Origin of the sequence: Pseudomonas sp. FSL W5-0203, assembly GCF_001896155.1 — a bacterium.
Classification (GTDB): domain Bacteria; phylum Pseudomonadota; class Gammaproteobacteria; order Pseudomonadales; family Pseudomonadaceae; genus Aquipseudomonas; species Aquipseudomonas paracarnis.
Genome location: NZ_MPOR01000004.1, coordinates 49,452 through 70,156, shown reverse-complemented (window position 1 = coordinate 70,156; position 20,705 = coordinate 49,452). Strand labels below are relative to the sequence as shown.

Here is a 20,705-nt window from a genome sequence, read left to right as displayed (position 1 = left end):
CAGCACGTTCCTACAGACGCTTAAGCTGAATTATCGCTGATAAAGATCAATAGGTTCGATTGGCCTTTGAGTCAGTTCTATGGGCGTCAGAACGGATACGGCTGTTTCCAGCGTTCGAAAATCGCTTTCAGCTCACCGGTCTGGACCAGGATGCCCAAACGCTGGTCATACATGGCCATCAATGCCCTGCCGCGCGCGGTGTCGGCAAAGCCTACGTAGAGCGGCAGTTCAGCAATATGGGTGAGTTTGAACAGCGCCGGGTCTTGCGCCTGGCTGAGCACGTATTTGGCTTCGGTGAGGGCGTCGATATAAAAATCGGCACGGCCGTGTTGTAGCATCGGCAGAATGCCGCTGCGCCGCTCGATCTGGTTGAAGCGGCGCACGGTGGGCAGGTATTCCTCGTATTTATAGCCGCGCACCCAGGCCAGGCGATAGTTGCCCAAAGTCGCCAGGGTCGGTGTCGGCGCAGTGGCCAACCCGAGGGCGTAGACATGATCGGCGTCGAAGTTCCTGCGGGGGTACAACACACCGCTGGCCTCATCGCGATAGGTGCCGACACAACCATCCACCTCACCACGCTGGGCCAGGCCGACCGAGCGGGTATAGGGTACGCTGCGGATGTGCACGGTGATGCCAGCCGGTTCAAAGACTTGGCGCAACAGGTCCCAGGCCAGGCCGCTGCCATCTTTGTTGGTGTAGTCGTTCCACTCCTCACTGGCCAGCACGATTTTGCCGGGCATGGGAGTGTCCGCCTGGGCCAGGGAAGCGAAGGTACACAGCACGATCAGCAGCCAGCGGCATGCAGCCATAGTCACGGCCTCTTACTCGGGATAATCGTATAAAGGGTAGCGCAGACCGCCGGCTTAGGGCGCCTGGCGAAAATGCTGGTAGCCGCGCACAGCCGGGGTGATGTCCTGGCCGTGGACGTCGAGCAGCGTTACGCCCTGCCCCGCTTCGACCCGGCCGACCACATGCACCGGCCAGCCATCCGCCTGCAACGGCGCTAACTCGGACGGTGACAAGGTGAACGCCAGCACATAGTCGTCGCCCCCACTCAACGCCGCCACGTGAGCCTGGTCTTCACCAACAAACGCCAGCAAGGCCTCGGACAACGGCAACCGGTGGCGCTCAACCACCAGGCGCACCGCTGACGCCTTGGCGATATGCCCACAGTCGGCCAACAGCCCATCGGAGATATCCATCGCCGCTGTCGCCTTGCCCCGCAGCGCAAGCCCCAGGGCCAACTGCGGTTGCGGCGACCAGTAATGCGCCAGCAGCGGCTCGGCGATTGCTGCGTCAGCCGTGCGTTGCCCCAATACCAGCGGCAACGCGCCAGCGGCATTGCCTAACTCGCCGCCGACACACAGCAGGTCGCCCGGCTGTGCACCGCTGCGCGTCAAGGCCTGGCCAGCCGGCACGCGGCCGAACACGGTCAGGGTCAGGCTCAGCGGCCCACGGGTGGTATCGCCGCCCACCAGGCCCACGCCGCAGTTTTGCGCCATGGCATTCAAACCTTGGGCATAGCGTTGCAGCCAATCGGCTTCGACGCTCGGCGTGGTCAGGGCAAGGGTAAAGGCGAGGGGGTGGGCGCCCATGGCGGCCAGGTCGCTCACCGCCACGGCCAGCGAGCGCTGGCCGAGCAGGAACGGGTCACAGGGGTCGGCAAAATGCACGCCAGCCACCAGCGTATCGGTGGAGACTGCCAGTTGCTCCCCGGCGGGAAGCGCCAGCAAGGCGCAGTCGTCGCCGATCCCCAGGGCAATGCCTTCGCCACCTTGCGCACAGGGCGCGGCGGCGAAGTATGTGCGGATCAGCTCAAACTCACCCATTGAGGAATCAAGCGCAGATTAGCGCTTGTGTTCCTTCACTTCGGCTTCACGCAGGCGCGGGGCCAGCTTGTCGAGCACGCCGTTGACGAACTTGTGGCCGTCGGTCGAACCGTAGACTTTCGCCAGCTCGATGCCTTCGTTGATCACGACGCGGTACGGCACGTCAACGCGCTTGAGCAACTCCCAGGTAGACAGGCGCATCACGCACAGCTCAACCGGGTCGAGCTCTTCGATGGTCAGGTCCAGGCATGGCGCCAGGGCTGTGTCGATCTCGGTCAGGTTGGCGTGCACGCCGTGCAGGATGTCGTGGAAGTAGCTCTGGTCGGCGAAGGTGAAATCGTTATCGACGCGAAACTGTGCCTCGATTTCGTTCAGCGAAGCGCCCGCCAGGTGACGCTGGTACAGCGCCTGGGTCGCGAGTTGACGCGCCTTGCGGCGCTTCTCGCTCTTGGACGGTTTGCCGGCATCGGCAGGACGCGGGTCCTGAGGGTTGAACTGATCGCTTTCGTCGGAAATCACTTGGCCTCCAACTGCGACAGCAGGCTGACCATTTCCAGGGCGGACAAGGCAGCTTCAGCGCCTTTGTTACCGGCTTTGGTGCCGGAACGCTCGATGGCTTGCTCGATGGAATCAACGGTCAGTACGCCGAAAGCGACTGGCACGCCGAATTCCATGGACACCTGGGCCAGGCCCTTGGTGCATTCGCCGGCCACGTATTCGAAGTGCGGGGTGCCGCCACGAATGACCGCGCCCAGGGCGATGATCGCCGCGTATTCACCCTGCTGAGCAACTTTTTGCGCAACCAGTGGAATTTCGAAGGCGCCAGGCGCGCGGATAAGGGTGATATCGCTCTCGCTCACACCGTGGCGAACCAGGGCGTCAACCGCACCGCTTACCAGGCTCTCAACCACGAAGCTGTTGAAGCGGCCAACCACCAGGGCATAGCGGCCTTTGGGGGCGATGAAGGTACCTTCGATGGTCTTCAGGGTCATTCGACAAATCTCTTAAAGAGCCGGGACGCGAAAAGTGCGTCCCTCAGTGATGATTTAACCGCGAACAAGGGGCAAAAATCGCCGGCCTTTATTCGGAGGGCACGTATTCTACAACTTCCAGGTCGAATCCGGATATCGCATTAAATTTCATCGGTGCGCTCATCAGGCGCATTTTGCGCACACCCAGGTCGCGCAGGATCTGCGAACCGGCACCGACGATGCTGTAGGTGGTCGGTTTTTTCACCGGCACGGCGTCAGCGGTTTCGCGGATATGCGCCAGCAATACATCACCGTCCAGCGGGTGGCCGAGCAACAGCACCACACCGCTGCCAGCCTCGGAAACCGCAGCCATGGCGGCGCGCAGGCTCCAGCGACCGGGCTGCTTGACCATCAACAGGTCACGCAGTGGGTCCATGTTATGTACGCGTACCAGGGTCGGCTCTTCGGCGCAAATGTTGCCCAGGGTCAGGGCCATGTGCACGTCGCCTTCCACTGAATCACGGTAGGTCACCAAATTGAATTGGCCCAGTTCGCTGTCCAGGGGCTGCTCGGCAATCCGCTGAACGGTACGTTCGTGGATCATGCGGTAGTGAATCAGGTCGGCGATCGTGCCGATCTTGAGGTTGTGCTCGGCGGCAAAGGCTTCGAGTTCAGTACGACGGGCCATGGTGCCATCGTCGTTCATCACTTCGCAGATCACCCCGCTTGGCTCGAAACCGGCCATGCGCGCCAGGTCGCAGGCGGCTTCGGTGTGGCCGGCACGGGCCAGGGTACCGCCCGGTTGGGCCATCAGCGGGAAGATGTGGCCGGGGCTCACGATATCTTCGGCCTTGGCGTCTTTCGCGGCGGCGGCTTGCACGGTGCGGGCGCGGTCAGCGGCGGAAATGCCGGTGGTGACGCCCGTGGTGGCTTCAATGGATACGGTGAACTTGGTGCCGAAACCCGAGCCATTGCGCGGCGCCATCAACGGCAGCTTGAGCAATTCGCAGCGTTCGCGGCTCATGGGCATGCAGATCAGCCCACGGGCGTGCTTGGCCATGAAGTTGATGTGCTCGGGCTTGCACGCTTCGGCGGCCATGATGATATCGCCTTCGTTCTCGCGATCTTCGTCATCCATGAGGATGACCATCTTGCCTTGGCGGATGTCTTCAACCAGTTCTTCGATGCTATTGAGCGCCACGCGGCACCCCCTTGGTCAGGATTTCAGGTAGCCGTTAGCGGCCAGAAAACTTTCGGTGATGTTGCCTGATGCAGGCTCTGCGGCCTTTTCGCCCAGCAACAGGCGCTCCAGGTAACGGGCAAGCAAGTCCACTTCCAGGTTCACCCGGCGACCCGGCTGGTACGAGGCCATGATGGTTTCGCTGAGGGTGTGGGGAATGATGGTCAGTTCAAATTCGGCGCCATTCACGGCGTTCACGGTCAGGCTGGTGCCGTCGACGGTGATCGAGCCTTTGTGGGCGATGTACTTGGCCAGCTCTTTGGGCGCGCGGATGCGGAATTCCACCGCGCGGGCGTTTTCGCTGCGGGCCACCACTTCGCCGACGCCGTCGACGTGGCCGCTGACCAGGTGACCGCCCAGGCGCGTGGTGGGCGTCAGGGCTTTTTCCAGGTTGACCGGGCTGCCGGCCGCAAGATCGTTCATCGCGGTGCAGTCCAGGGTTTCCCGGCTGACATCGGCAGCAAAGCCGTTGCCCGGCAGCTCGATGACGGTCAGGCACACGCCGCTGACGGCGATGCTGTCGCCCAGCTTGACGTCGCCGAGGTCCAGCTTGCCGGTTTCAACCAGCAGGCGGACATCCCCGCCTTTGGGGGTCATTGCACGGATGCTGCCGATGGATTCGATAATGCCGGTGAACATTTCGTTCTCCTGAAAACGAGGGGGCTGACGCTCAAGCGCAGGCCGGGAATTATACGCTCACTGCTGGGACGGGGATGGCAGTGACTCGCCAGTCGTCGCCCACAGCGCGCATTTCGGTGATCTTGAGTTGGGGAGCATCGGCCAACTTATCAAGCGGCCAGTCCAGCAACGGGCGGGCAGCGGAGCCGAGGAACTTGCCGGCGATGAATATCACGTATTCATCCACCAGGCCTTGTTGGGCAAACGCGCCGGCCAGGCTTGGGCCGGCTTCCACCAACACATCGTTGACGCCACGGGCAGCCAGGGCGACCAATGCCGAGCGCAGGTCAACCTGGCCCTCCACACCTGGAACCACAAGGCACTCAGGGCCGCGGGGGAACTGGTTTTCCGGAGTCACGCAGGTGATGACCAATGCCGGGCCGGCCTTGAAGAACGGTGCGTTGAGCGGCACCCGCAGGCGGCCATCGATCAGCACGCGCAACGGCGGGCGCGACATGGCCAGGGCGGTGGTTGCGTCGTCCAGGCCCAGTTCGGCGGCGCGTACGGTCAAGCGGGCACCGTCGGCCAGTACCGTGTCGGCACCGGTCAACACCACACTGGCCTCGGCACGCAAGCGTTGCACCGCAGCACGGGCGGCGGGGCCGGTGATCCATTGGCTTTCGCCGCTGGCCATCGCCGTGCGGCCGTCCAGGCTCATCGCCAGCTTGACCCGCACAAACGGCAGACCGTGCTCCATGCGCTTGAGGAAGCCGGGGTTAAGCGCCCGCGCTTCGGTTTCCAGCACACCGCTACGCACCTCGATACCGGCTTGGGCCAGGCGTTGCATGCCTCGGCCAGCCACTTCGGGGTTCGGGTCCTGCATGCCGGCCACCACCCGCGCGACGCCGGCGGTCACCAGCGCATCGGCACAGGGCGGCGTACGGCCATGATGGCTGCACGGTTCAAGGGTCACGTACACCGTCGCGCCACGGGCCTTGTCGCCAGCGGCGCGCAGGGCATTGGGCTCGGCATGGGGCTCGCCGGTGCGCTCATGCCAGCCTTCGCCGACAATCTGCCCGTCACGCACGATCACGCAGCCAACCCGCGGGTTGGGGTGGGTGGTGTACAGGCCCTTGCGCGCCAATTCGAGGGCACGGGCCATGTAGTGGGCGTCGAGCACAGCCTGTTCAGATGTCATTGTTTGGAGGGCTCACGGGCCAGGCGGTCGATCTCTTCGCGGAATTCATTGAGGTCCTGGAAGCGTCGATACACCGAAGCGAAACGGATATAGGCGACTTCGTCGAGTTTTTGCAGCTCGCCCATCACCAGCTCACCGACCACCAGGCTCTTGACCTCGCGCTCGCCGGTCGCCCGCAGCTTGTGCTTGATATGCACCAGCGCCGCTTCCAGGCGCTCGACACTCACCGGGCGCTTTTCCAGGGCGCGCTGCATACCGGCGCGCAGTTTTTCTTCGTCGAAAGGCTGGCGGCTGCCGTCGGACTTGATCAGACGCGGCAACACCAGTTCGGCGGTTTCGAAGGTGGTGAAACGTTCACCACAGGCCAGGCATTCGCGCCGGCGACGCACTTGGTCGCCCTCGGCGACCAGACGCGAGTCGATGACCTTGGTGTCGTTGGCACCGCAGAAGGGACAGTGCATGGTTGGCAGGCAACAAAAAATGGGAGGGCCATGGTAGCGCATCCCTGTGGCAAGACAAGCCATAGCCTTTACGGTATATAGGCAGGCTTATATGTTTCATATTTTTAAGCCACGGATTTTGTCCTTTCTGGAGCCGTACATGCAGTTACGACCACTCGTTCTACTCAGCCTGTTCAGTTTTCTGGTCGCCTGCAGCAGCGAAGCCCCCAAGCCGGCCGCGCCTCAACCAACACCGGCGCAAGAGAAAAAAGTCCCGGGCATTGAAGACCTCGGCCCCCTGCCCGCCTATCAGCGCGAAATCAGCGGCAGCCTGACCAACGTGCCCGCCGGTGCCGAAGTCGAGATGGCGCTCTTGGTGATCGACGACCGTTCGCGCCCGCAGCAACTGCTCGCCAGCAGCGTACTGAGCGGCAACGGCAAGCCCTTGGCCTTCCGCCTGCGCTTCAACCCTGAAGCCTTCCCGGCCGGTGCCCGCGTGGAATTGCGCGGCCGCGCCAGCCAGTCCGGCCAGCTGATCCTGCATCTGCCTGCCGTGCGCGTCACCCAGGCGATCACCCAGAGCACCGGCCCCCTGCAACTCGTCAAGGCGCCATGACGCCACCGCTGGGCCTGCAACACGCCTTGAGCGCGTTGATTGGCGATGCGCAATTGGTGCCCTGCCCGTTGCCGGGTACCGCGTTGTCGTTGTGGTTGCTGGACGCCGACAACATGGACCGTGCCTTCAGCCAGGAAGAAACCCGGCGTATCCTGCATGAGCCGCCCTACTGGAGCTTTTGCTGGGCCAGCGGCCTGGCGTTGGCGCGTTACCTGGCAGCGCATCCTGAGTGGGTCGCCGGCAAACGCGTGCTGGATTTCGGCGCAGGTTCGGGCGTAGCCGGGATCGCCGCCGTCAAGGCTGGCGCCCTGGAGGTGGTGGCCTGCGACCTGGACCCACTGGCCTTGGCCGCTTGCCGTGCGAATGCCGAACTCAACCAGGTGGCGCTGAGTTATTCGGCAGACTTTTTTGCCGAAGCCGACCGCTTCGACCTGATTCTGGTGGCCGACGTGCTCTATGACCGCGCCAACCTGCCGTTGCTGGATCAGTTCCTCACCCGTGGCCGCGAAGCGCTGGTGGCGGATTCGCGGGTACGGGATTTCCAGCATCCGGATTACCAGCGGCTGGAGATCCTCGAGGCCTTGACCCTGCCAGACCTGGCCGAGCCGTGGGAGTTTCGCAAAGTGAGCCTGTACCATTCGCGGCGTGCTTGAGGCCATCGCGGGCAAGCCGGCTCCCACAGGGGAATGCATTTCAAGGTGGGAGCTACCACGATGCTTTCAGCCAACCTCGCCAGCCCTTATAGTTGCCCCCATTCCCGCTTTATTCGAGACGCCCCATGAGTGAGCCCACGCCGTACATCTTCGACGTCACCACCGCCAACTTCGATCAGGCCGTTATCCAGAACTCCTTCGAAAAGCCCGTATTGGTCGATTTCTGGGCCGAGTGGTGCGCACCCTGCAAAGCACTGATGCCAATGCTGGCGAAGATTGCCGAGAGTTATCAGGGTGAGTTGCTGCTGGCCAAGATCGACTGCGAAGCCGAACAGGACATCGTGGCGCGTTTTGGCATTCAAAGCCTGCCGACGGTGGTGCTGTTCAAGGATGGCCAACCGGTGGACGGCTTTGCCGGTGCACAGCCGGAGTCGGCCGTGCGGGCGATGCTGGAGCCCCATGTGCAAATGCCACCGCCGGCTGCGGCGGACCCGTTGGAGCAGGCTCAGGCGCTGTTCAGCGAAGGACGCATCAGCGAGGCCGAAGCGTTGCTGGTGCAATTGTTGGGCGAGGACAATACCAACGCCGCCGCCCTGATCCTCTATGCACGCTGCCTGGCCGAGCGCGGTGAGCTGGGTGAAGCCCAGGCCGTGCTCGACGCAGTCAAGAGCGACGACCATAAGGCCGCCCTGGCCGGGGCCAAGGCGCAAATCACCTTCCTGCGTCAGGCGGCGGATTTGCCGGACGCTGCCGAGCTGAAAAGCCGCCTGGCGCAAAACCCGCAGGATGACGAAGCGGCCTATCAGTTGGCGATCCAGCAACTGGCGCGCCAGCAATACGACGCGGCGCTGGAAGGTTTGCTCAAGTTGTTTATCCGCAATCGCAGCTACAGCGAAGGCCTGCCCCACAAGACCTTGCTGCAAGTGTTCGAATTGCTGGGCAATGATCACCCGCTGGTCACGGTGTACCGCCGCAAGTTGTTTGCCGCGTTGTATTAATCACCGATCCAACTGTACAGCGGCGTATCCCCGCCGCTGCTCACCTTCACCTTGGCGCTGTGGCGCAGGCGCACCAGCAGGCGCTTGCCCGCCCCGGCATCGCCAGCCAAGCCTTCGAGTTGATCGAGCAATTCCAGACCATTGAGTTGTCCGGCCTTGCGCAGCAAATCCTGGGCGTTCTGCCACAGGTCCTCGTTCTGTTTGACCGGAGCCGCAGTGGGCGCGCTGGGCGTTGGCGTGGCCTGCAGTTGGGCACCCAATCGCGCCCAATCGCCGTCGTCCAGCTCCAGGGTCAAGTCCACCGGCAGGTCGCCGATGGTTCCACGAATTCGCAACATCGTCCTTACTCCTGCATTTTTCTGACGGGCATGCTCCCATGCAGCTTGCGCAACACCAAGCGGGCGGTCAAACTCTCGGATCAATTGTTATAAGATCACATAACAAAACTTTCATCCTGGAGCCCTCTCATGCGCCGTTTGCTGCTTGCTTTGCCGTTTGCCCTGCTGCCACTGGCTGTCGCTCATGCCCATGAAGACCATGACCACGAGCACGGCAGCCTCGGCGCCCATGAACATGGCGTCGGGCGCCTGAATGCCGTACTGGACGGCCAGGCCCTGGAGCTGGAACTGGACAGCCCGGCCATGAACCTGGTGGGTTTCGAACATGTAGCGACCAGCGCCGCCGACAAAGCCAAGGTCGCCGCCGTGCGCAAGCAACTGGAAAATCCATCGGCACTGTTCAACCTGCCCAAGGCCGCAGGTTGCGTGGTCAGCAGCCAGGAACTCAACAGCCCGTTGTTCGGTGACAAACCAGAAGCCGGGCATGACGACGATGACCACGCCACCGACGGCAAAGGCGCCGCCGCCCACAAGCATGATCACGACCACAGTGAAATCCACGCCCATTACCAGTTCACCTGCGCCACGCCGACGGGCCTGGGCAACCTGGACTTGAGCCAAGTGTTCAAGACCTTCCCCGCCACCCAGAAAATTCAGGTACAACTGATCGGCCCGAGCGGTCAGCAAGGTGTTGACGCGACGGCCACCGCCGCCACCCTGAAGTTCTGACTTGAAAGCACAGTCCCTGTGGGAGCTGGCTTGCCTGCGATACAGGCGATGCGGTGCAGCAGGCACACCGTAGCGATGCCATCGCAGGCAAGCCAGCTCCCACAGTGGATCGGCGCCATTTTCGACTACCAGGCGACACTGAATTCCCATGACTCAAGCGTTAATCGAACTGTCCGACCTGGGCTTCAACTGGCCCGGGCACCCGCGGTTGCTGGACATCCCCGCGTTCCGCCTGGAACCCGGCGAAACCCTGTTCCTCAAGGGCCCGAGCGGCAGTGGCAAGACCACTTTGCTCGGGCTGTTGGGAGGCGTGCAGAAACCCAGCCAAGGCAGCATCCGCCTGCTCGGCCAGGAGTTGACCGAACTCTCGGCCGGCGCTCGTGACCGTTTCCGTGTGGACCACACCGGTTATATCTTCCAGCAGTTCAACTTGCTGCCGTTTCTGTCAGTACGCGAAAACGTCGAGCTGCCTTGCCACTTTTCCAAGCTGCGCGCGCAACGGGCCAAACAGCGCCACGGCAGTGTCGACCAGGCCGCCGCGGCCTTGCTAGCGCACCTGGGTTTGAAGGACCCGAGCCTGCTGGAACGCCGCGCCGATTCGCTGTCCATTGGCCAGCAACAACGGGTGGCCGCTGCCCGAGCGCTGATCGGCCAGCCAGAACTGGTGATTGCCGACGAACCCACCTCGGCCCTGGACTACGACGCCCGCGAAGCCTTCCTGCAGTTGCTGTTCGCAGAATGCCGCGAAGCGGGCGCCAGCCTGTTGTTTGTCAGCCATGACCAGAGCCTGGCGCCGCTGTTCGACCGCAACCTGTCGCTGGCCGAACTCAATCGCGCCGCCATGCCCGCAGAGGTTTGAGATGTATCTGTTCCGTCTAGCCATGGCCAGCCTGGCTAACCGCCGCTTCACCGCGATCCTCACCGCGTTTGCCATCGCGCTTTCCGTCTGCTTGCTGCTCGCGGTGGAGCGTGTGCGCGTCGAGGCGCGCAACAGTTTCGCCAGCACCATCAGCGGTACCGACCTGATCGTCGGTGCCCGCTCCGGCTCGGTCAACCTGCTGCTGTACTCGGTGTTCCGCATCGGCAACGCTACCAACAACATCCGTTGGGACAGCTACGAGCACTTCGCCGCCAGCCCTCAAGTGAAATGGGCAATTCCCATTTCCCTCGGCGACTCCCATCGCGGCTACCGGGTGATGGGCACCAACGAATCCTATTTCGAGCACTACCAGTACGGGCGAAAGCAAAACCTCGCGCTGGCCAGCGGCCGCGCCTTCGCCACCGACCCATTCGAAGTGGTGCTCGGCGCCGAAGTGGCCGACGCCCTGCATTACAAGCTCGGTGACAAGCTGGTGCTGGCCCACGGCGTGGCGGTGGTCAGCCTGGTCAAGCATGACGACAAGCCGTTTACGGTGGTGGGCATTCTCAAGCGTACCGGCACGCCGGTGGACCGCACGCTGCATATCAGCCTCGGCGGCATGGAAGCGATTCATATCGACTGGCACAACGGCGTGCCGGCCCAGGGCAAAGGCCGCATCAGTGCCGACCAGGCCCGCAATATGGACCTGACGCCGCAAGCCATTACCGCGTTCATGCTCGGCCTGAACAACAAGATTTCCACCTTTGCCTTGCAAAGAGAGATCAATGAATTCCGTGGCGAGCCAATGCTGGCGATCCTGCCAGGCGTGGCGTTGCAAGAGCTGTGGAGCATGATGGGCACCGCCGAAAAAGCCTTGTTCGTGATTTCGCTGTTTGTGGTGCTGACCGGTTTGATCGGCATGCTCACGGCGATCCTCACCAGCCTTAACGAGCGTCGCCGCGAGATGGCGATCCTGCGGTCGGTGGGTGCGCGGCCTTGGCACATCGCAACGCTGCTGATCTTCGAAGCCTTCGCCCTGGCCTTGTCTGGCGTGTTGGCGGGCCTGGGGTTGCTGTACCTGTGCATAGCCGCATCACGGGGTTATTTGCAGGCCAACTACGGCCTGGACCTGCCGATGTCGTGGCCGAGCGAATATGAATGGACGTTGCTCGCCGGTATCCTGGCAGCCGCCCTGTTGATGGGCAGCGTGCCCGCGTGGCGCGCCTATCGACAATCTTTGGCCGATGGCCTGTCCATCCGTTTATGAGGAAGGCTTCGATGCGTCGTGCCCTGTTTGCCCTGTTGCTGCTGACGGCCGTTCCGGTGTGGGCGGATGAACAGCCCAAGGATTTGTCCTGGCAGGAGATGATCCCGCCGGATGCGCCGCCGGAAGTGCCCAATATGAAGCCGCTGCACGACCTGTCGAACATGGCCAATGCCTTGTCCGTCGAGGCCGCGCCCGCAGCCAAGCAGGACCTGCCCAACGCGCCGGTGGTGCAGAGCCTGGACGGCCAGCACATTCGCTTGCCGGGGTATATCGTGCCGCTGGAAGTCAGCGAAGAAGGCCGCACCACGGAGTTTCTGCTGGTGCCGTATTTCGGCGCCTGTATCCATGTGCCGCCACCGCCGTCGAACCAGATCGTGCATGTGAAAAGCGAGGTGGGGGTGAAGCTCGATGAGCTGTATCAACCGTACTGGATCGAAGGCGCGATGCAGGTCAAGCCATCGTCCAGCGAATTGGCCGATGCCGGTTACCAGATGGATGCCCAGAAGATTTATATGTACGAGCTGGAGGAATAACCCCCACCAGCAACACACTGAAGCTCCCACAGGTTTTGATCAGTGCCGAAAGTGACTGATCACCCTTTCATTGAGCTGAGTCAAAAGACCGAACGGAACGATCTTTACCATTGGACGTACAACTTTTAAACGTCCTTTGGAGCTCCCATGAACAAGTCTCTGCTCGGCGCGTCCCTCTTCGCGCTCGCCCTCGTCGCCCCCGTCGCCCACGCTCACCAGGCGGGCGATATTCTGGTTCGCGCCGGTGCAATTACCGTGAACCCGAAGGCCGACAGCAGCAGCGTCAAGGTTGACCAGGGCCCATTGGCCGGTACCAACCTGGGCGGCAAGGCGACCATGAGCAGCGACACCCAATTGGGCTTGAACTTCGCCTACATGATCACCGACCACGTCGGCATCGAATTGCTTGCGGCCACGCCGTTCGAGCATGACGTGAAGATCAAGAACACCGCCCTCGGCGCCGCCAACGGCAAGCTCGGCACGCTGAAACACCTGCCGCCGACCTTGAGCGTCGTGTACTACCCGCTGGACCACAAGTCCGCGTTCCAGCCGTATGTGGGCGCCGGTATCAACTACACCTGGATCTACGACGAGCACGTGGGCAGCCGCGCCGAACAGGCCGGCTTCAGCAACTTCAAGGCCGAGAACTCCTGGGGTTGGGCTGCACAGATCGGCGCCGACTACATGATCAACGACAAGTGGATGATCAACGCCCAGGCGCGCTACATCGACATCAGCACCAAGGCGACTGTGGATAACAACGCGCTGGGCCAGGGCACTCGGGCCAAGGTCAATGTGGATGTAGACCCGATGGTTTACATGGTGGGTATCGGCTACAAGTTCTAAGTCCCGTTTACGCCACACCGCATAACCCAAGTGGGAGGGGGCTTATGTGGGAGCCGGGCTTGCCCGCGATGCAGACACCACGGTGTATCAGTGATACCCAGGTGATGCTATCGCAGGCAAGCCAGCTCCCACATAAGTCCCCTCCCACTTTTGGTTTTGGGGTGTCAGCTATGGCGGTAGAAGCGATCCAGAAGCGCCGGCAAGCCTGCCCGCCATGCCCTGGGCTTGATGCCGAAGGTATGCAGGATTTTCTTGCAGGCCAACACCGCGTGCTGCGGTTCTTCTGCCGCGTCCGGCCGCGCCGCGTGGGCCTGGGCGGTGGGGGACTCGATGGCCAACGGATGGAAGTTGCGCGCTTCAGTCAGAATCGCCTGCCCCAGCGCCAGCGGGGTAGTCGCCTCGTGGCCGGCGTAATGGTAAGTGCCCCACAGCGGCGCGGCGCAATCGAGTTGCTTGAGCACCGAGATGATCACCCGCGCCGCATCGTCCACCGGCGTCGGATTGCCGCGCCGGTCGTCCGCCATCAGTAACTCATCGGGTTTCTCGGCCCGGGCCAGGAAACGCCCGAGGGTGCCGTCGACGCTGTCATCGAGCAGCCAGCCAAACCGCAGCAGCACATGCTGCGGGCACGTAGCGCGCACGCTTTGTTCGATACGCCACAACGCCTGGCCGCGCAGGCCCAGGGGCACCGGCTCGTCTTTCTCGCTGTAGGCCGTGGCGCGGGAGCCATCGAACACACGATAGCTGGACGGTTGCAGCAGGGTGATGCTGTGGTGCTGGCACAGTTCGGCCAGGCGCTCGATGGCGAATTCCTGGCCGGCCAGGCGGGTTTCGCTTACGGCTTCGGCCTGGAACCAGTCGAAATAGTAGGCGAGGTTGATCAACGCATCGGGACGGGTGTCGTCGAGCAATTGGGTGAGGCTTGCGGCATCCCAGCCGTCTTGGGGCGGTTTGGGGGCGAGGAAACCGATGTCTTCCTCCGCACCGAGGCGAATCAGCGCCTGCCCGAGGGCATTCCCGCCGCCCAGTAACATAAGGCGCATTCGCATAGATTGAGCAGGCCCGGTCTGTTTGGAACGATGGTTATTAACGACAGGCATGTGCGCCTTGCCGTAGGTAGTTGCCAGAATCGTTGCATTTTGCGGGTTTGTAGCGCAACCGTCACGGATAAAGTGCGGGGGTTGCAACTTGGCCCCGCCGGTTGCATATAGGGTGAATGAACCTTCCCGAATCAACGGACAAGGGTTTGCACGGCTTTCACCCCGCCGTCAGCACTTGGTTCCGTAGTACCTTTCCTTCGGTGACCAACGCCCAGGCCCAGGCGTGGCCGTTGATCCGCCAGCGCCGCTCGACGCTGATCGCCGCGCCCACCGGCTCCGGCAAGACGCTGACGGCCTTCCTGGCAGTGCTGGACGACCTGGTGCACCAAGGCCTGGCCAACGGCGGCGAACTGCCGGACCAAACCCTGGTGGTGTATGTGTCGCCGCTCAAGGCGCTATCCAACGATATCCAGATCAACCTGCAAAACCCGCTGGCCGGCATTACCGAACATCTAGAGAAGCGGGGGCTGCCGCCGCTGGTAATCCGCACCGCTGTGCGCACCGGCGACACCCCGCAAAAAGACCGCGCCCAGATGCGCAAACGCGCACCGCATATCCTGGTAACCACTCCTGAATCGCTCTACGTGCTGCTCGGCTCGGATTCCGGCCGGCACATGCTCGCCAGCACACGTACGGTGATCGTCGATGAGATCCACGCCATCGCCGCTGGCAAGCGCGGCAGCCACTTGGCCTTGAGCCTGGAGCGCCTGCAAGGGCTGTGTGCCGAGCCATTGACCCGTATCGGCTTGTCGGCCACGCAAAAACCCATCGAAGCCGTCGCGCGCTTTTTAGTCGGCACCGAACGTGATTGCGCCATTGTGGATATCGGCCACGCCCGCCCCCGTGACCTGGCGATCGAAGTGCCGCCGGTGCCGCTCTCGGCGGTGATGGCCAACGACGTGTGGGAGTTGGTCTACGATCGCCTCGCGCAATTGGCCCGTGAACACCGCACCACCCTGGTATTCGTCAACACCCGGCGCCTGGCCGAACGCCTGGCCCGGCACTTGAGCGAGCGCCTGGGCAAGACCGCCGTGGCCGCTCACCACGGCAGTCTGGCCAAGGAGATGCGCCTGGAGGCCGAACAGCGCCTCAAGGCCGGCGAACTGCAAGTGTTGATCGCCACGGCGTCCCTGGAGCTGGGGATTGATATCGGCGAAGTGGACCTGGTGTGCCAGATTGGCTCACCCGGTTCCATCAACGGCTTCCTGCAACGGGTCGGCCGTTCCGGGCACCAGGTCGGCGGCACGCCCAAGGGGCGCCTGTTTGCCACCACCCGCGACGACCTGATCGAGTGCGCCGCGCTGCTCGACTGCGTGCGCCGTGGCGAGCTGGATACCTTGCATATTCCGGTGGCACCGCTCGATGTACTCGCCCAGCAGATCATCGCCGAGGTCAGCGCCCAGGAATGGCCGGAACAGGCGCTGCTGGCGCTTATCCACCGCGCCGCGCCTTATGCCGAACTGGATGAACGCCACTACCAGGCCCTTTTGCAGATGCTCAGCGAGGGCTACAACGGCCGCCAGGGCATGCGCAGCGCCTACCTGCACCGCGACGCCGTGGCCCACACCCTGCGCGGCCGCCGTGGCGCCAGGCTCACGGCGGTAACCAGCGGCGGCACGATCCCCGACAATGCCGACTACAGCGTGTTGCTGGAGCCGCAAAGCCTGAATATCGGCAGCGTCAACGAAGACTTTGCGGTGGAAAGCATCGCCGGGGATATCTTCCAGCTCGGCAATACCTCCTATCGCATCCTACGGGTCGAAGCCGGCAAGGTGCGGGTCGAAGATGCCCAGGGCCAACCCCCGACCATTCCGTTCTGGTTGGGTGAAGCCCCCGGGCGCAGCAACGAGTTATCGGTGGCCGTGGCCCGCTTGCAAGGGCAATTGGACAGCTTGCTCGGCGCCACGCCCGGCGACCTGCAACCGGCCCTCGACTGGCTTACCGGCACCCTGGGTCTCAATGTCGCCAGCGCCGACCAACTGTTGGATTACCTCGCCCGGTCGCGCCAGGCCCTGAGCGCCTTGCCGTCCCAGGACACATTGATCATGGAACGGTTTTTCGATGCGTCCGGCGGCACCCAACTGATCATCCACACGCCGTTTGGCAGCCGCATCAACCGCGCCTGGGGCCTGGCCTTGCGCAAGCGCTTTTGCCGTACCTTCAATTTCGAGCTGCAAGCGGCGGCCAGTGAAAATGCCATCGTGCTGTCGTTGTCCACCAGCCACAGCTTCGCGCTGGATGAGGTGTGGCGTTACCTCAACAGCAACAGTGCCGAGCACATTTTGATCCAGGCCGTGCTGGATGCGCCACTGTTCGGTGTGCGCTGGCGCTGGAATGCCGGCGTGGCCCTGGCGCTGCCGCGTTATACCGGCGGGCGCAAGGTGGCGCCGCAGATCCAGCGTATGAAGAGCGAAGACCTGATCGCCAGCGTATTTCCCGACCAACTCGCCTGCCTGGAAAACCTCGCCGGCGAACGCGAAATCCCCCACCACCCGCTGGTGGAGCAAACCCTCGACGACTGCCTGCACGAGGCCATGGACAGCGACGCCTGGCTGGCGCTGCTGCGGCGCATGGAACGCGGCGACGTGCGGTTGATTAGCCGCGACCTGCCCGCGCCCTCGCCCATGGCCGCAGAAATCCTCAGCGCTAAACCCTATACCTTCCTCGACGACGCCCCCCTGGAAGAGCGCCGCACCCAGGCCGTGCTCAACCGCCGCTGGAGCGACCCGCAGAGCACTGACGACTTGGGCGCCCTGGATGCCGACGCCATCGCCGGTGTACGCGAAGAAGCCTGGCCGGCGCCCAATGGCCTGGATGAAATGCATGAAGCGTTGATGAGCCTGGCGTGCATCGCAGCGGGCGAAGTTACGCCGCAATGGGCCCAATGGTTGCAGGCCTTGCGCAAGGCCGGGCGGGCCTATCAGTTGCCCAACGGAATGTGGAGCGCCGTAGAGCGCTTGAACTGTTTGCAGGCGCTGTATCCCAACGATCTGCCGTTGCTGCCGGGGTTCGATGAGCCCTGGTCCTTTGATGAAGCGCTGGTGGAAGTGCTACGTGCGCGCCTCAGTGGTTTTGGCCCACTGACCCTGGTCGAGATCGCAGCGCCCCTGGCATTACCGGTGGTGGCGCTTACCCAGGCCCTGGCACGCCTGGAACAAGAAGGCTACGTGCTGCGCGGTCACTTCAGCCCCGGCGTGGGTGAAGAACAATGGTGCGAACGTCATTTGCTGGCGCGCATTCATCGCTACACGGTCAAGCGCCTGCGCCGGGAAATCGAGCCGGTGGCATTGCAGGATTTCATGCGCTTTCTGTTCGATTGGCAGCACCTGTCCGACAGCACACGCGGCCAGGGCAGCGCCGTGTTGCCGCAAATCGTCGGCCAGTTCGAAGGCTATGCCGCCGCCACGTCAGCCTGGGACACAGACCTGCTCAGCGCCCGCATCAAGGATTACTCATCGACCTGGCTCGATGACCTGTGCCGCAGCGGCAAGCTGGTCTGGACGCGCCTGAGCAACAAGGCCGGCGCCATGGCGTTGCGCAGCACCCCGGTGGTTTTGCTCCCCCGTAGCCAGGTAGCGTTGTGGAGCGGGCTGACCGAGCCTGCCGACAGCACCACCTTGTCGCCCAAGACGCAGAAGGTCCACCTGGCCCTGCGCGAACATGGCGCGCTGTTTTTCGATGAACTGGTACACGAGGCCCATTTGCTGCGCAGCGAGCTGGAGACAGCCTTGCAGGAATTGGTAGGCGCCGGCTTGGTGAATGCTGACAGCTTCGCCGGCCTGCGCGCCTTGACCACCCCCGCCAGCAAACGCCAGGCGCGCAGCAGTCGACGTGGGCGCGGGGCGTTTGTCGGCGGTATGGACGACGCCGGGCGTTGGGCCTTGGTTCGCCGCTCGGCGACCGCCGCCGGCGCGCATACGGCCGAGACCCTGGAGCATGTGGCGATGACCCTGCTGCGCCGCTATGGCGTGGTGTTCTGGCGGCTGCTGGAGCGCGAGGCGGATTGGTTACCGAATTGGCGCGAGTTGCTGCGCACTTTCCATCGGTTGGAGGCGCGAGGCGAGATCCGTGGCGGGCGGTTTGTCAGTGGGTTGGCGGGAGAGCAGTTTGCATTGCCGGAGGCGATACCGTTGCTGCGCGAGGTGCGGCGACGGCCCCATGACGGGAGTTTAATCGCGGTGTGTGGGGCGGATCCGTTGAATCTTGTCGGCACGCTGTTGCCGGGAGCCAAGGTGCCAGCGGTAAGCGGTAACCGGGTTGTGTACCGTGATGGGGTGCCGGCGGCGGTGATGGTAGGGGGCAAGCAGCAGGTTTTGTTGGAGGTGGATCAGCAGGCGGTGCAGGAGAAGTTGATCAGGCGCTGACCTTGAGGGCCTCATGATTGAGACCTGGGCTGCTCCGTCAACACCACCGCATCCTGCTCATGCTCCTGCGCCACACGCTTAGGCAACAACACCTGCTGTGGATAAGTTTGCGCAAAATGCACCTCATCACAGTTATCCACAAGCTTTTTCAAGCGCTGATTAAACGCCCGGCTGACTGCGTATTGGCCACCCGAAACCGTGCGGAACTGCGCGGTGAGCACCACGCCATTGAGGTCCATCTTGTCCACGCCAAATACTTCAAGCGGCCCTTGCAGGTTGTACTTGAGGAACACGTCGTCGCGGATCGACTGGCCGGCCTCGCGGATCAGCTCCACGGCCCTGTCCACGTCGGTGTCGTAAGTGAACTGCACTGAGAAGAAGGCATAGGCGAATTGACGCGACTGGTTGGTGACCGCCTTGATCTGCCCGAACGGCACCGAATGCACAAACCCCTTGCCGTCACGCAGGCGCAGGGTGCGGATGGTCAGGCCCTCCACGGTGCCGGCGTGACCAGAGTCGAGCACCACCCAATCGCCGATGGACAGGGTGTCTTCGATAATGATGAACAGGCCAGTAATCACGTCCTGCACCAGTTGCTGGGAACCGAAACCGATCGCCAGTCCCACCACGCCGGCGCCCGCCAGCAAAGGCGCGACATTGATGCCCAGGTTGGCCATGGTGGTAATCGCGCAGATCACCACCAGGATGATCTTCACTGCATTGCGCAGCAGCGGCAGGATGGTTTTGACCCGGGTGCTGGGCTGGCGACTGGAGCGTTTATTCACCGGTGGTTTGAGGGCTTCCTGAATCGCGGTGTCGAGCACCACCCAGAACAGCCAGGTCACCAACAGGATCAGGCCGATGCTGCTGAGGGAGTCACTGATGGCCCGCCCCACCGAGTTGCGCTGGGCGAATTCGAACAGCGAAACGCCCCAGATACGCCCGAGTATCTCGATAAACGCGATGGCCATGACGATACGCAAAATCGCGTGCAGCAAACTCAGAAAGCGTTCCTTGTAGGCGCTGCTGCGTTGGATCGATACCTGGCTGCGGGACTTGAACAGGTGTTGCAGCACGGTGCTGAGAAACACCGTGCCGATCAGTAACAAGGTGGTGAGCAACGCGCAGCGCAGGGCCTCTTGGTTGTCGTCACCGGCGCCAATCAGGTTGACCGCCGACACCAGCACCATCAACAGAATCGGCCAGTACCAGAGCCCGGAAAACACCCGCAGCGACTGTTGCAATGCTGGATGTTTGAGACGCTGGGCCAACGGCCGATTGCGGATCAAATGGGCCACCGGCCGCCGCAGGCGTACCACCAGTACGCCAAAGATGACCGCGGCAAACAGGCCGGTAAACACGGCGATGCTGCTGGTGATATTGCCGCCCAACTGACGAGCGATTTGCGGGCTGGTCAGTGCATCACTGAGGGCCGCGAGAAAGCCGATCAGGAATAGAGGCTTGGGGCAATAGTCACGAATGATCCGCACGGCAGGCCGCTTGTGGCCGACGTTGAACATGACAATGACGCACAGCAACAGCGAGGTGGAAAAGATGCCACTACTGGTGGCGTAGGCAAAACACAGTGCCAGGGCTCGGCCGACAGACGTGGGTAAAAAGTGACTGACATAAAGGGTCAGCGGCAGGCAGATCAGCGCTGGAATCGTGTAGGGAACTACATAGCCCAGCAAGCCTTGCAGCCGTTGGCGCCGCGCGAGGAATGGGCGGCGGCTCGAGCGTTGCACAACCAGGCGCCCAAGTATCGTCAAGACCGCAAAGGCACCGACCCACACCCCAGACAACAGCAGGAAATCGCCCGCCACGCTCCACGGCGAGCGTGCGGCTGTCTGGTCTACCAGGCGCCCTACTTCGTCCGCGGCGCGATCAGCACGCAGGCGCCAGGCGTCGATGAGGTTCTGGTCGAGGTCGAGCTTGTTCTGCACGTCGTCGATGCTTGAACTGATGGCCCCGAGCAGCCCGCCTTCTACCAGCAGTTCCGGCTTGGCCGGCGTTTCGGCAGCGGGCGCCGTTGCCGCGGCTTGCAGGGCGCCATTGCCGCAGAGCAGCAGCGCGACGAGCAGTAATGCAGTCTTTGGATTCAGCAAA

20 protein-coding genes are annotated in these 20,705 nt (G+C 62.9%); 9 read left to right on the top strand and 11 right to left on the bottom strand.

From position 1 onward, the window contains the following. Positions 1-86 precede the first annotated feature (86 nt). The 8 genes from BOP96_RS05700 to nrdR form a co-directional block, all read right to left on the bottom strand. Complete coding sequence (locus BOP96_RS05700) at positions 87-809, bottom strand: substrate-binding periplasmic protein (RefSeq protein ID WP_019818851.1); 723 nt, start codon at positions 807-809, stop codon at positions 87-89. 54 nt (positions 810-863) lie between these two features. Continuing rightward, positions 864-1,829, bottom strand: coding sequence for a thiamine-phosphate kinase (gene thiL, locus BOP96_RS05695; RefSeq protein ID WP_073452021.1), 966 nt, complete (start codon positions 1,827-1,829; stop codon positions 864-866). A gap of 18 nt (positions 1,830-1,847) precedes the next feature. Next, positions 1,848-2,348, bottom strand: coding sequence for a transcription antitermination factor NusB (gene nusB, locus BOP96_RS05690; protein WP_014720126.1), 501 nt, complete (start codon positions 2,346-2,348; stop codon positions 1,848-1,850). Further along, positions 2,345-2,821, bottom strand: a complete 477-nt coding sequence (ribH, locus tag BOP96_RS05685) for a 6,7-dimethyl-8-ribityllumazine synthase (protein WP_003194576.1) — start codon at positions 2,819-2,821, stop codon at positions 2,345-2,347. The genes nusB and ribH overlap by 4 nt, the downstream gene beginning before the upstream one ends. Before the next feature lie 88 nt (positions 2,822-2,909). Continuing rightward, positions 2,910-4,001: a bifunctional 3,4-dihydroxy-2-butanone-4-phosphate synthase/GTP cyclohydrolase II gene (gene ribBA, locus BOP96_RS05680; RefSeq protein ID WP_003194579.1), complete on the bottom strand. Its 1,092-nt coding sequence runs from the start codon at positions 3,999-4,001 to the stop codon at positions 2,910-2,912. A gap of 15 nt (positions 4,002-4,016) precedes the next feature. After that, the gene (locus BOP96_RS05675; RefSeq protein ID WP_014720128.1) at positions 4,017-4,679 is read right to left on the bottom strand and encodes a riboflavin synthase; all 663 of its coding nucleotides are present in this window, start codon (positions 4,677-4,679) and stop codon (positions 4,017-4,019) included. Between the two features lie 49 nt (positions 4,680-4,728). Next, a complete protein-coding gene (ribD, locus tag BOP96_RS05670; RefSeq protein WP_019818853.1) occupies positions 4,729-5,856 on the bottom strand; it encodes a bifunctional diaminohydroxyphosphoribosylaminopyrimidine deaminase/5-amino-6-(5-phosphoribosylamino)uracil reductase RibD in 1,128 nt (375 codons plus the stop codon). Continuing rightward, on the bottom strand, positions 5,853-6,317 hold the full coding sequence (gene nrdR / locus BOP96_RS05665; RefSeq protein WP_019818855.1) for a transcriptional regulator NrdR: 465 nt from the start codon (positions 6,315-6,317) through the stop codon (positions 5,853-5,855). The genes ribD and nrdR overlap by 4 nt, the downstream gene beginning before the upstream one ends. A 139-nt stretch (positions 6,318-6,456) precedes the next feature. Between nrdR and BOP96_RS05660 the strand changes: the two genes are divergently transcribed. The 3 genes from BOP96_RS05660 to trxA all read left to right on the top strand — a co-directional run bounded on the left by BOP96_RS05660 (position 6,457) and on the right by trxA (position 8,563). Continuing rightward, positions 6,457-6,912, top strand: coding sequence for a YbaY family lipoprotein (locus BOP96_RS05660; protein WP_003194586.1), 456 nt, complete (start codon positions 6,457-6,459; stop codon positions 6,910-6,912). Continuing rightward, positions 6,909-7,565: a class I SAM-dependent methyltransferase gene (locus BOP96_RS05655; protein ID WP_014720130.1), complete on the top strand. Its 657-nt coding sequence runs from the start codon at positions 6,909-6,911 to the stop codon at positions 7,563-7,565. Before BOP96_RS05660 ends, BOP96_RS05655 begins: the two co-directional genes overlap by 4 nt. 125 nt (positions 7,566-7,690) lie before the next feature. Next, complete coding sequence (gene trxA, locus BOP96_RS05650; RefSeq protein WP_019818859.1) at positions 7,691-8,563, top strand: thioredoxin; 873 nt, start codon at positions 7,691-7,693, stop codon at positions 8,561-8,563. Here the strand turns inward: trxA and BOP96_RS05645 are convergent. Further along, positions 8,560-8,901, bottom strand: coding sequence for a hypothetical protein (locus BOP96_RS05645; RefSeq protein ID WP_003194591.1), 342 nt, complete (start codon positions 8,899-8,901; stop codon positions 8,560-8,562). The two genes, trxA and BOP96_RS05645, sit on opposite strands and share 4 nt — an antisense overlap. A 129-nt stretch (positions 8,902-9,030) precedes the next feature. On the opposite strand from BOP96_RS05645, the gene BOP96_RS05640 reads away from it, so the two are divergent. The 5 genes from BOP96_RS05640 (at position 9,031) to BOP96_RS05620 (ending at position 13,135) form a co-directional block, all read left to right on the top strand. Next, positions 9,031-9,630, top strand: coding sequence for a DUF2796 domain-containing protein (locus BOP96_RS05640; RefSeq protein ID WP_060766676.1), 600 nt, complete (start codon positions 9,031-9,033; stop codon positions 9,628-9,630). 148 nt (positions 9,631-9,778) lie between these two features. Next, on the top strand, positions 9,779-10,489 hold the full coding sequence (locus BOP96_RS05635) for an ABC transporter ATP-binding protein (protein WP_014720133.1): 711 nt from the start codon (positions 9,779-9,781) through the stop codon (positions 10,487-10,489). Between the two features lies 1 nt (position 10,490). Further along, positions 10,491-11,756, top strand: a complete 1,266-nt coding sequence (locus BOP96_RS05630; protein WP_014720134.1) for an ABC transporter permease — start codon at positions 10,491-10,493, stop codon at positions 11,754-11,756. 11 nt (positions 11,757-11,767) lie between these two features. Next, positions 11,768-12,289, top strand: coding sequence for a DUF3299 domain-containing protein (locus BOP96_RS05625; RefSeq protein ID WP_019818863.1), 522 nt, complete (start codon positions 11,768-11,770; stop codon positions 12,287-12,289). 147 nt (positions 12,290-12,436) lie between these two features. Further along, the gene (locus BOP96_RS05620) at positions 12,437-13,135 is read left to right on the top strand and encodes an OmpW/AlkL family protein (protein ID WP_014720136.1); all 699 of its coding nucleotides are present in this window, start codon (positions 12,437-12,439) and stop codon (positions 13,133-13,135) included. A 164-nt stretch (positions 13,136-13,299) separates the two neighbouring features. Here the strand turns inward: BOP96_RS05620 and BOP96_RS05615 are convergent, their stop codons facing one another. Further along, on the bottom strand, positions 13,300-14,184 hold the full coding sequence (locus tag BOP96_RS05615; protein WP_072435451.1) for a sugar nucleotide-binding protein: 885 nt from the start codon (positions 14,182-14,184) through the stop codon (positions 13,300-13,302). 167 nt (positions 14,185-14,351) lie between these two features. Between BOP96_RS05615 and BOP96_RS05610 the strand changes: the two genes are divergently transcribed. Continuing rightward, on the top strand, positions 14,352-18,599 hold the full coding sequence (locus BOP96_RS05610; RefSeq protein WP_073452019.1) for a DEAD/DEAH box helicase: 4,248 nt from the start codon (positions 14,352-14,354) through the stop codon (positions 18,597-18,599). A gap of 11 nt (positions 18,600-18,610) precedes the next feature. On the opposite strand, the gene BOP96_RS05605 is transcribed toward BOP96_RS05610, so the two are convergent. Further along, the gene (locus tag BOP96_RS05605; protein WP_019818870.1) at positions 18,611-20,704 is read right to left on the bottom strand and encodes a mechanosensitive ion channel family protein; all 2,094 of its coding nucleotides are present in this window, start codon (positions 20,702-20,704) and stop codon (positions 18,611-18,613) included. Position 20,705: the final 1 nt, after the last annotated feature.

Bases quoted from the DNA above. Each gene is read 5' to 3' on its own strand.
- BOP96_RS05640 (WP_060766676.1), top strand. From the start codon at position 9,031: ATGCGCCGTTTGCTGCTTGCTTTGCCGTTTGCCCTGCTGCCACTGGCT.
- BOP96_RS05625 (WP_019818863.1), top strand. From the start codon at position 11,768: ATGCGTCGTGCCCTGTTTGCCCTGTTGCTGCTGACGGCCGTTCCGGTG.
- BOP96_RS05675 (WP_014720128.1), bottom strand. From the start codon at position 4,679: ATGTTCACCGGCATTATCGAATCCATCGGCAGCATCCGTGCAATGACC.
- BOP96_RS05620 (WP_014720136.1), top strand. From the start codon at position 12,437: ATGAACAAGTCTCTGCTCGGCGCGTCCCTCTTCGCGCTCGCCCTCGTC.
- ribD (WP_019818853.1), bottom strand. From the start codon at position 5,856: ATGACATCTGAACAGGCTGTGCTCGACGCCCACTACATGGCCCGTGCC.
- BOP96_RS05610 (WP_073452019.1), top strand. From the start codon at position 14,352: ATGAACCTTCCCGAATCAACGGACAAGGGTTTGCACGGCTTTCACCCC.
- BOP96_RS05655 (WP_014720130.1), top strand. From the start codon at position 6,909: ATGACGCCACCGCTGGGCCTGCAACACGCCTTGAGCGCGTTGATTGGC.
- BOP96_RS05645 (WP_003194591.1), bottom strand. From the start codon at position 8,901: ATGTTGCGAATTCGTGGAACCATCGGCGACCTGCCGGTGGACTTGACC.
- BOP96_RS05630 (WP_014720134.1), top strand. From the start codon at position 10,491: ATGTATCTGTTCCGTCTAGCCATGGCCAGCCTGGCTAACCGCCGCTTC.
- nrdR (WP_019818855.1), bottom strand. From the start codon at position 6,317: ATGCACTGTCCCTTCTGCGGTGCCAACGACACCAAGGTCATCGACTCG.
- trxA (WP_019818859.1), top strand. From the start codon at position 7,691: ATGAGTGAGCCCACGCCGTACATCTTCGACGTCACCACCGCCAACTTC.
- BOP96_RS05635 (WP_014720133.1), top strand. From the start codon at position 9,779: ATGACTCAAGCGTTAATCGAACTGTCCGACCTGGGCTTCAACTGGCCC.
- BOP96_RS05700 (WP_019818851.1), bottom strand. From the start codon at position 809: ATGGCTGCATGCCGCTGGCTGCTGATCGTGCTGTGTACCTTCGCTTCC.
- BOP96_RS05615 (WP_072435451.1), bottom strand. From the start codon at position 14,184: ATGCGAATGCGCCTTATGTTACTGGGCGGCGGGAATGCCCTCGGGCAG.
- BOP96_RS05660 (WP_003194586.1), top strand. From the start codon at position 6,457: ATGCAGTTACGACCACTCGTTCTACTCAGCCTGTTCAGTTTTCTGGTC.
- ribH (WP_003194576.1), bottom strand. From the start codon at position 2,821: ATGACCCTGAAGACCATCGAAGGTACCTTCATCGCCCCCAAAGGCCGC.
- thiL (WP_073452021.1), bottom strand. From the start codon at position 1,829: ATGGGTGAGTTTGAGCTGATCCGCACATACTTCGCCGCCGCGCCCTGT.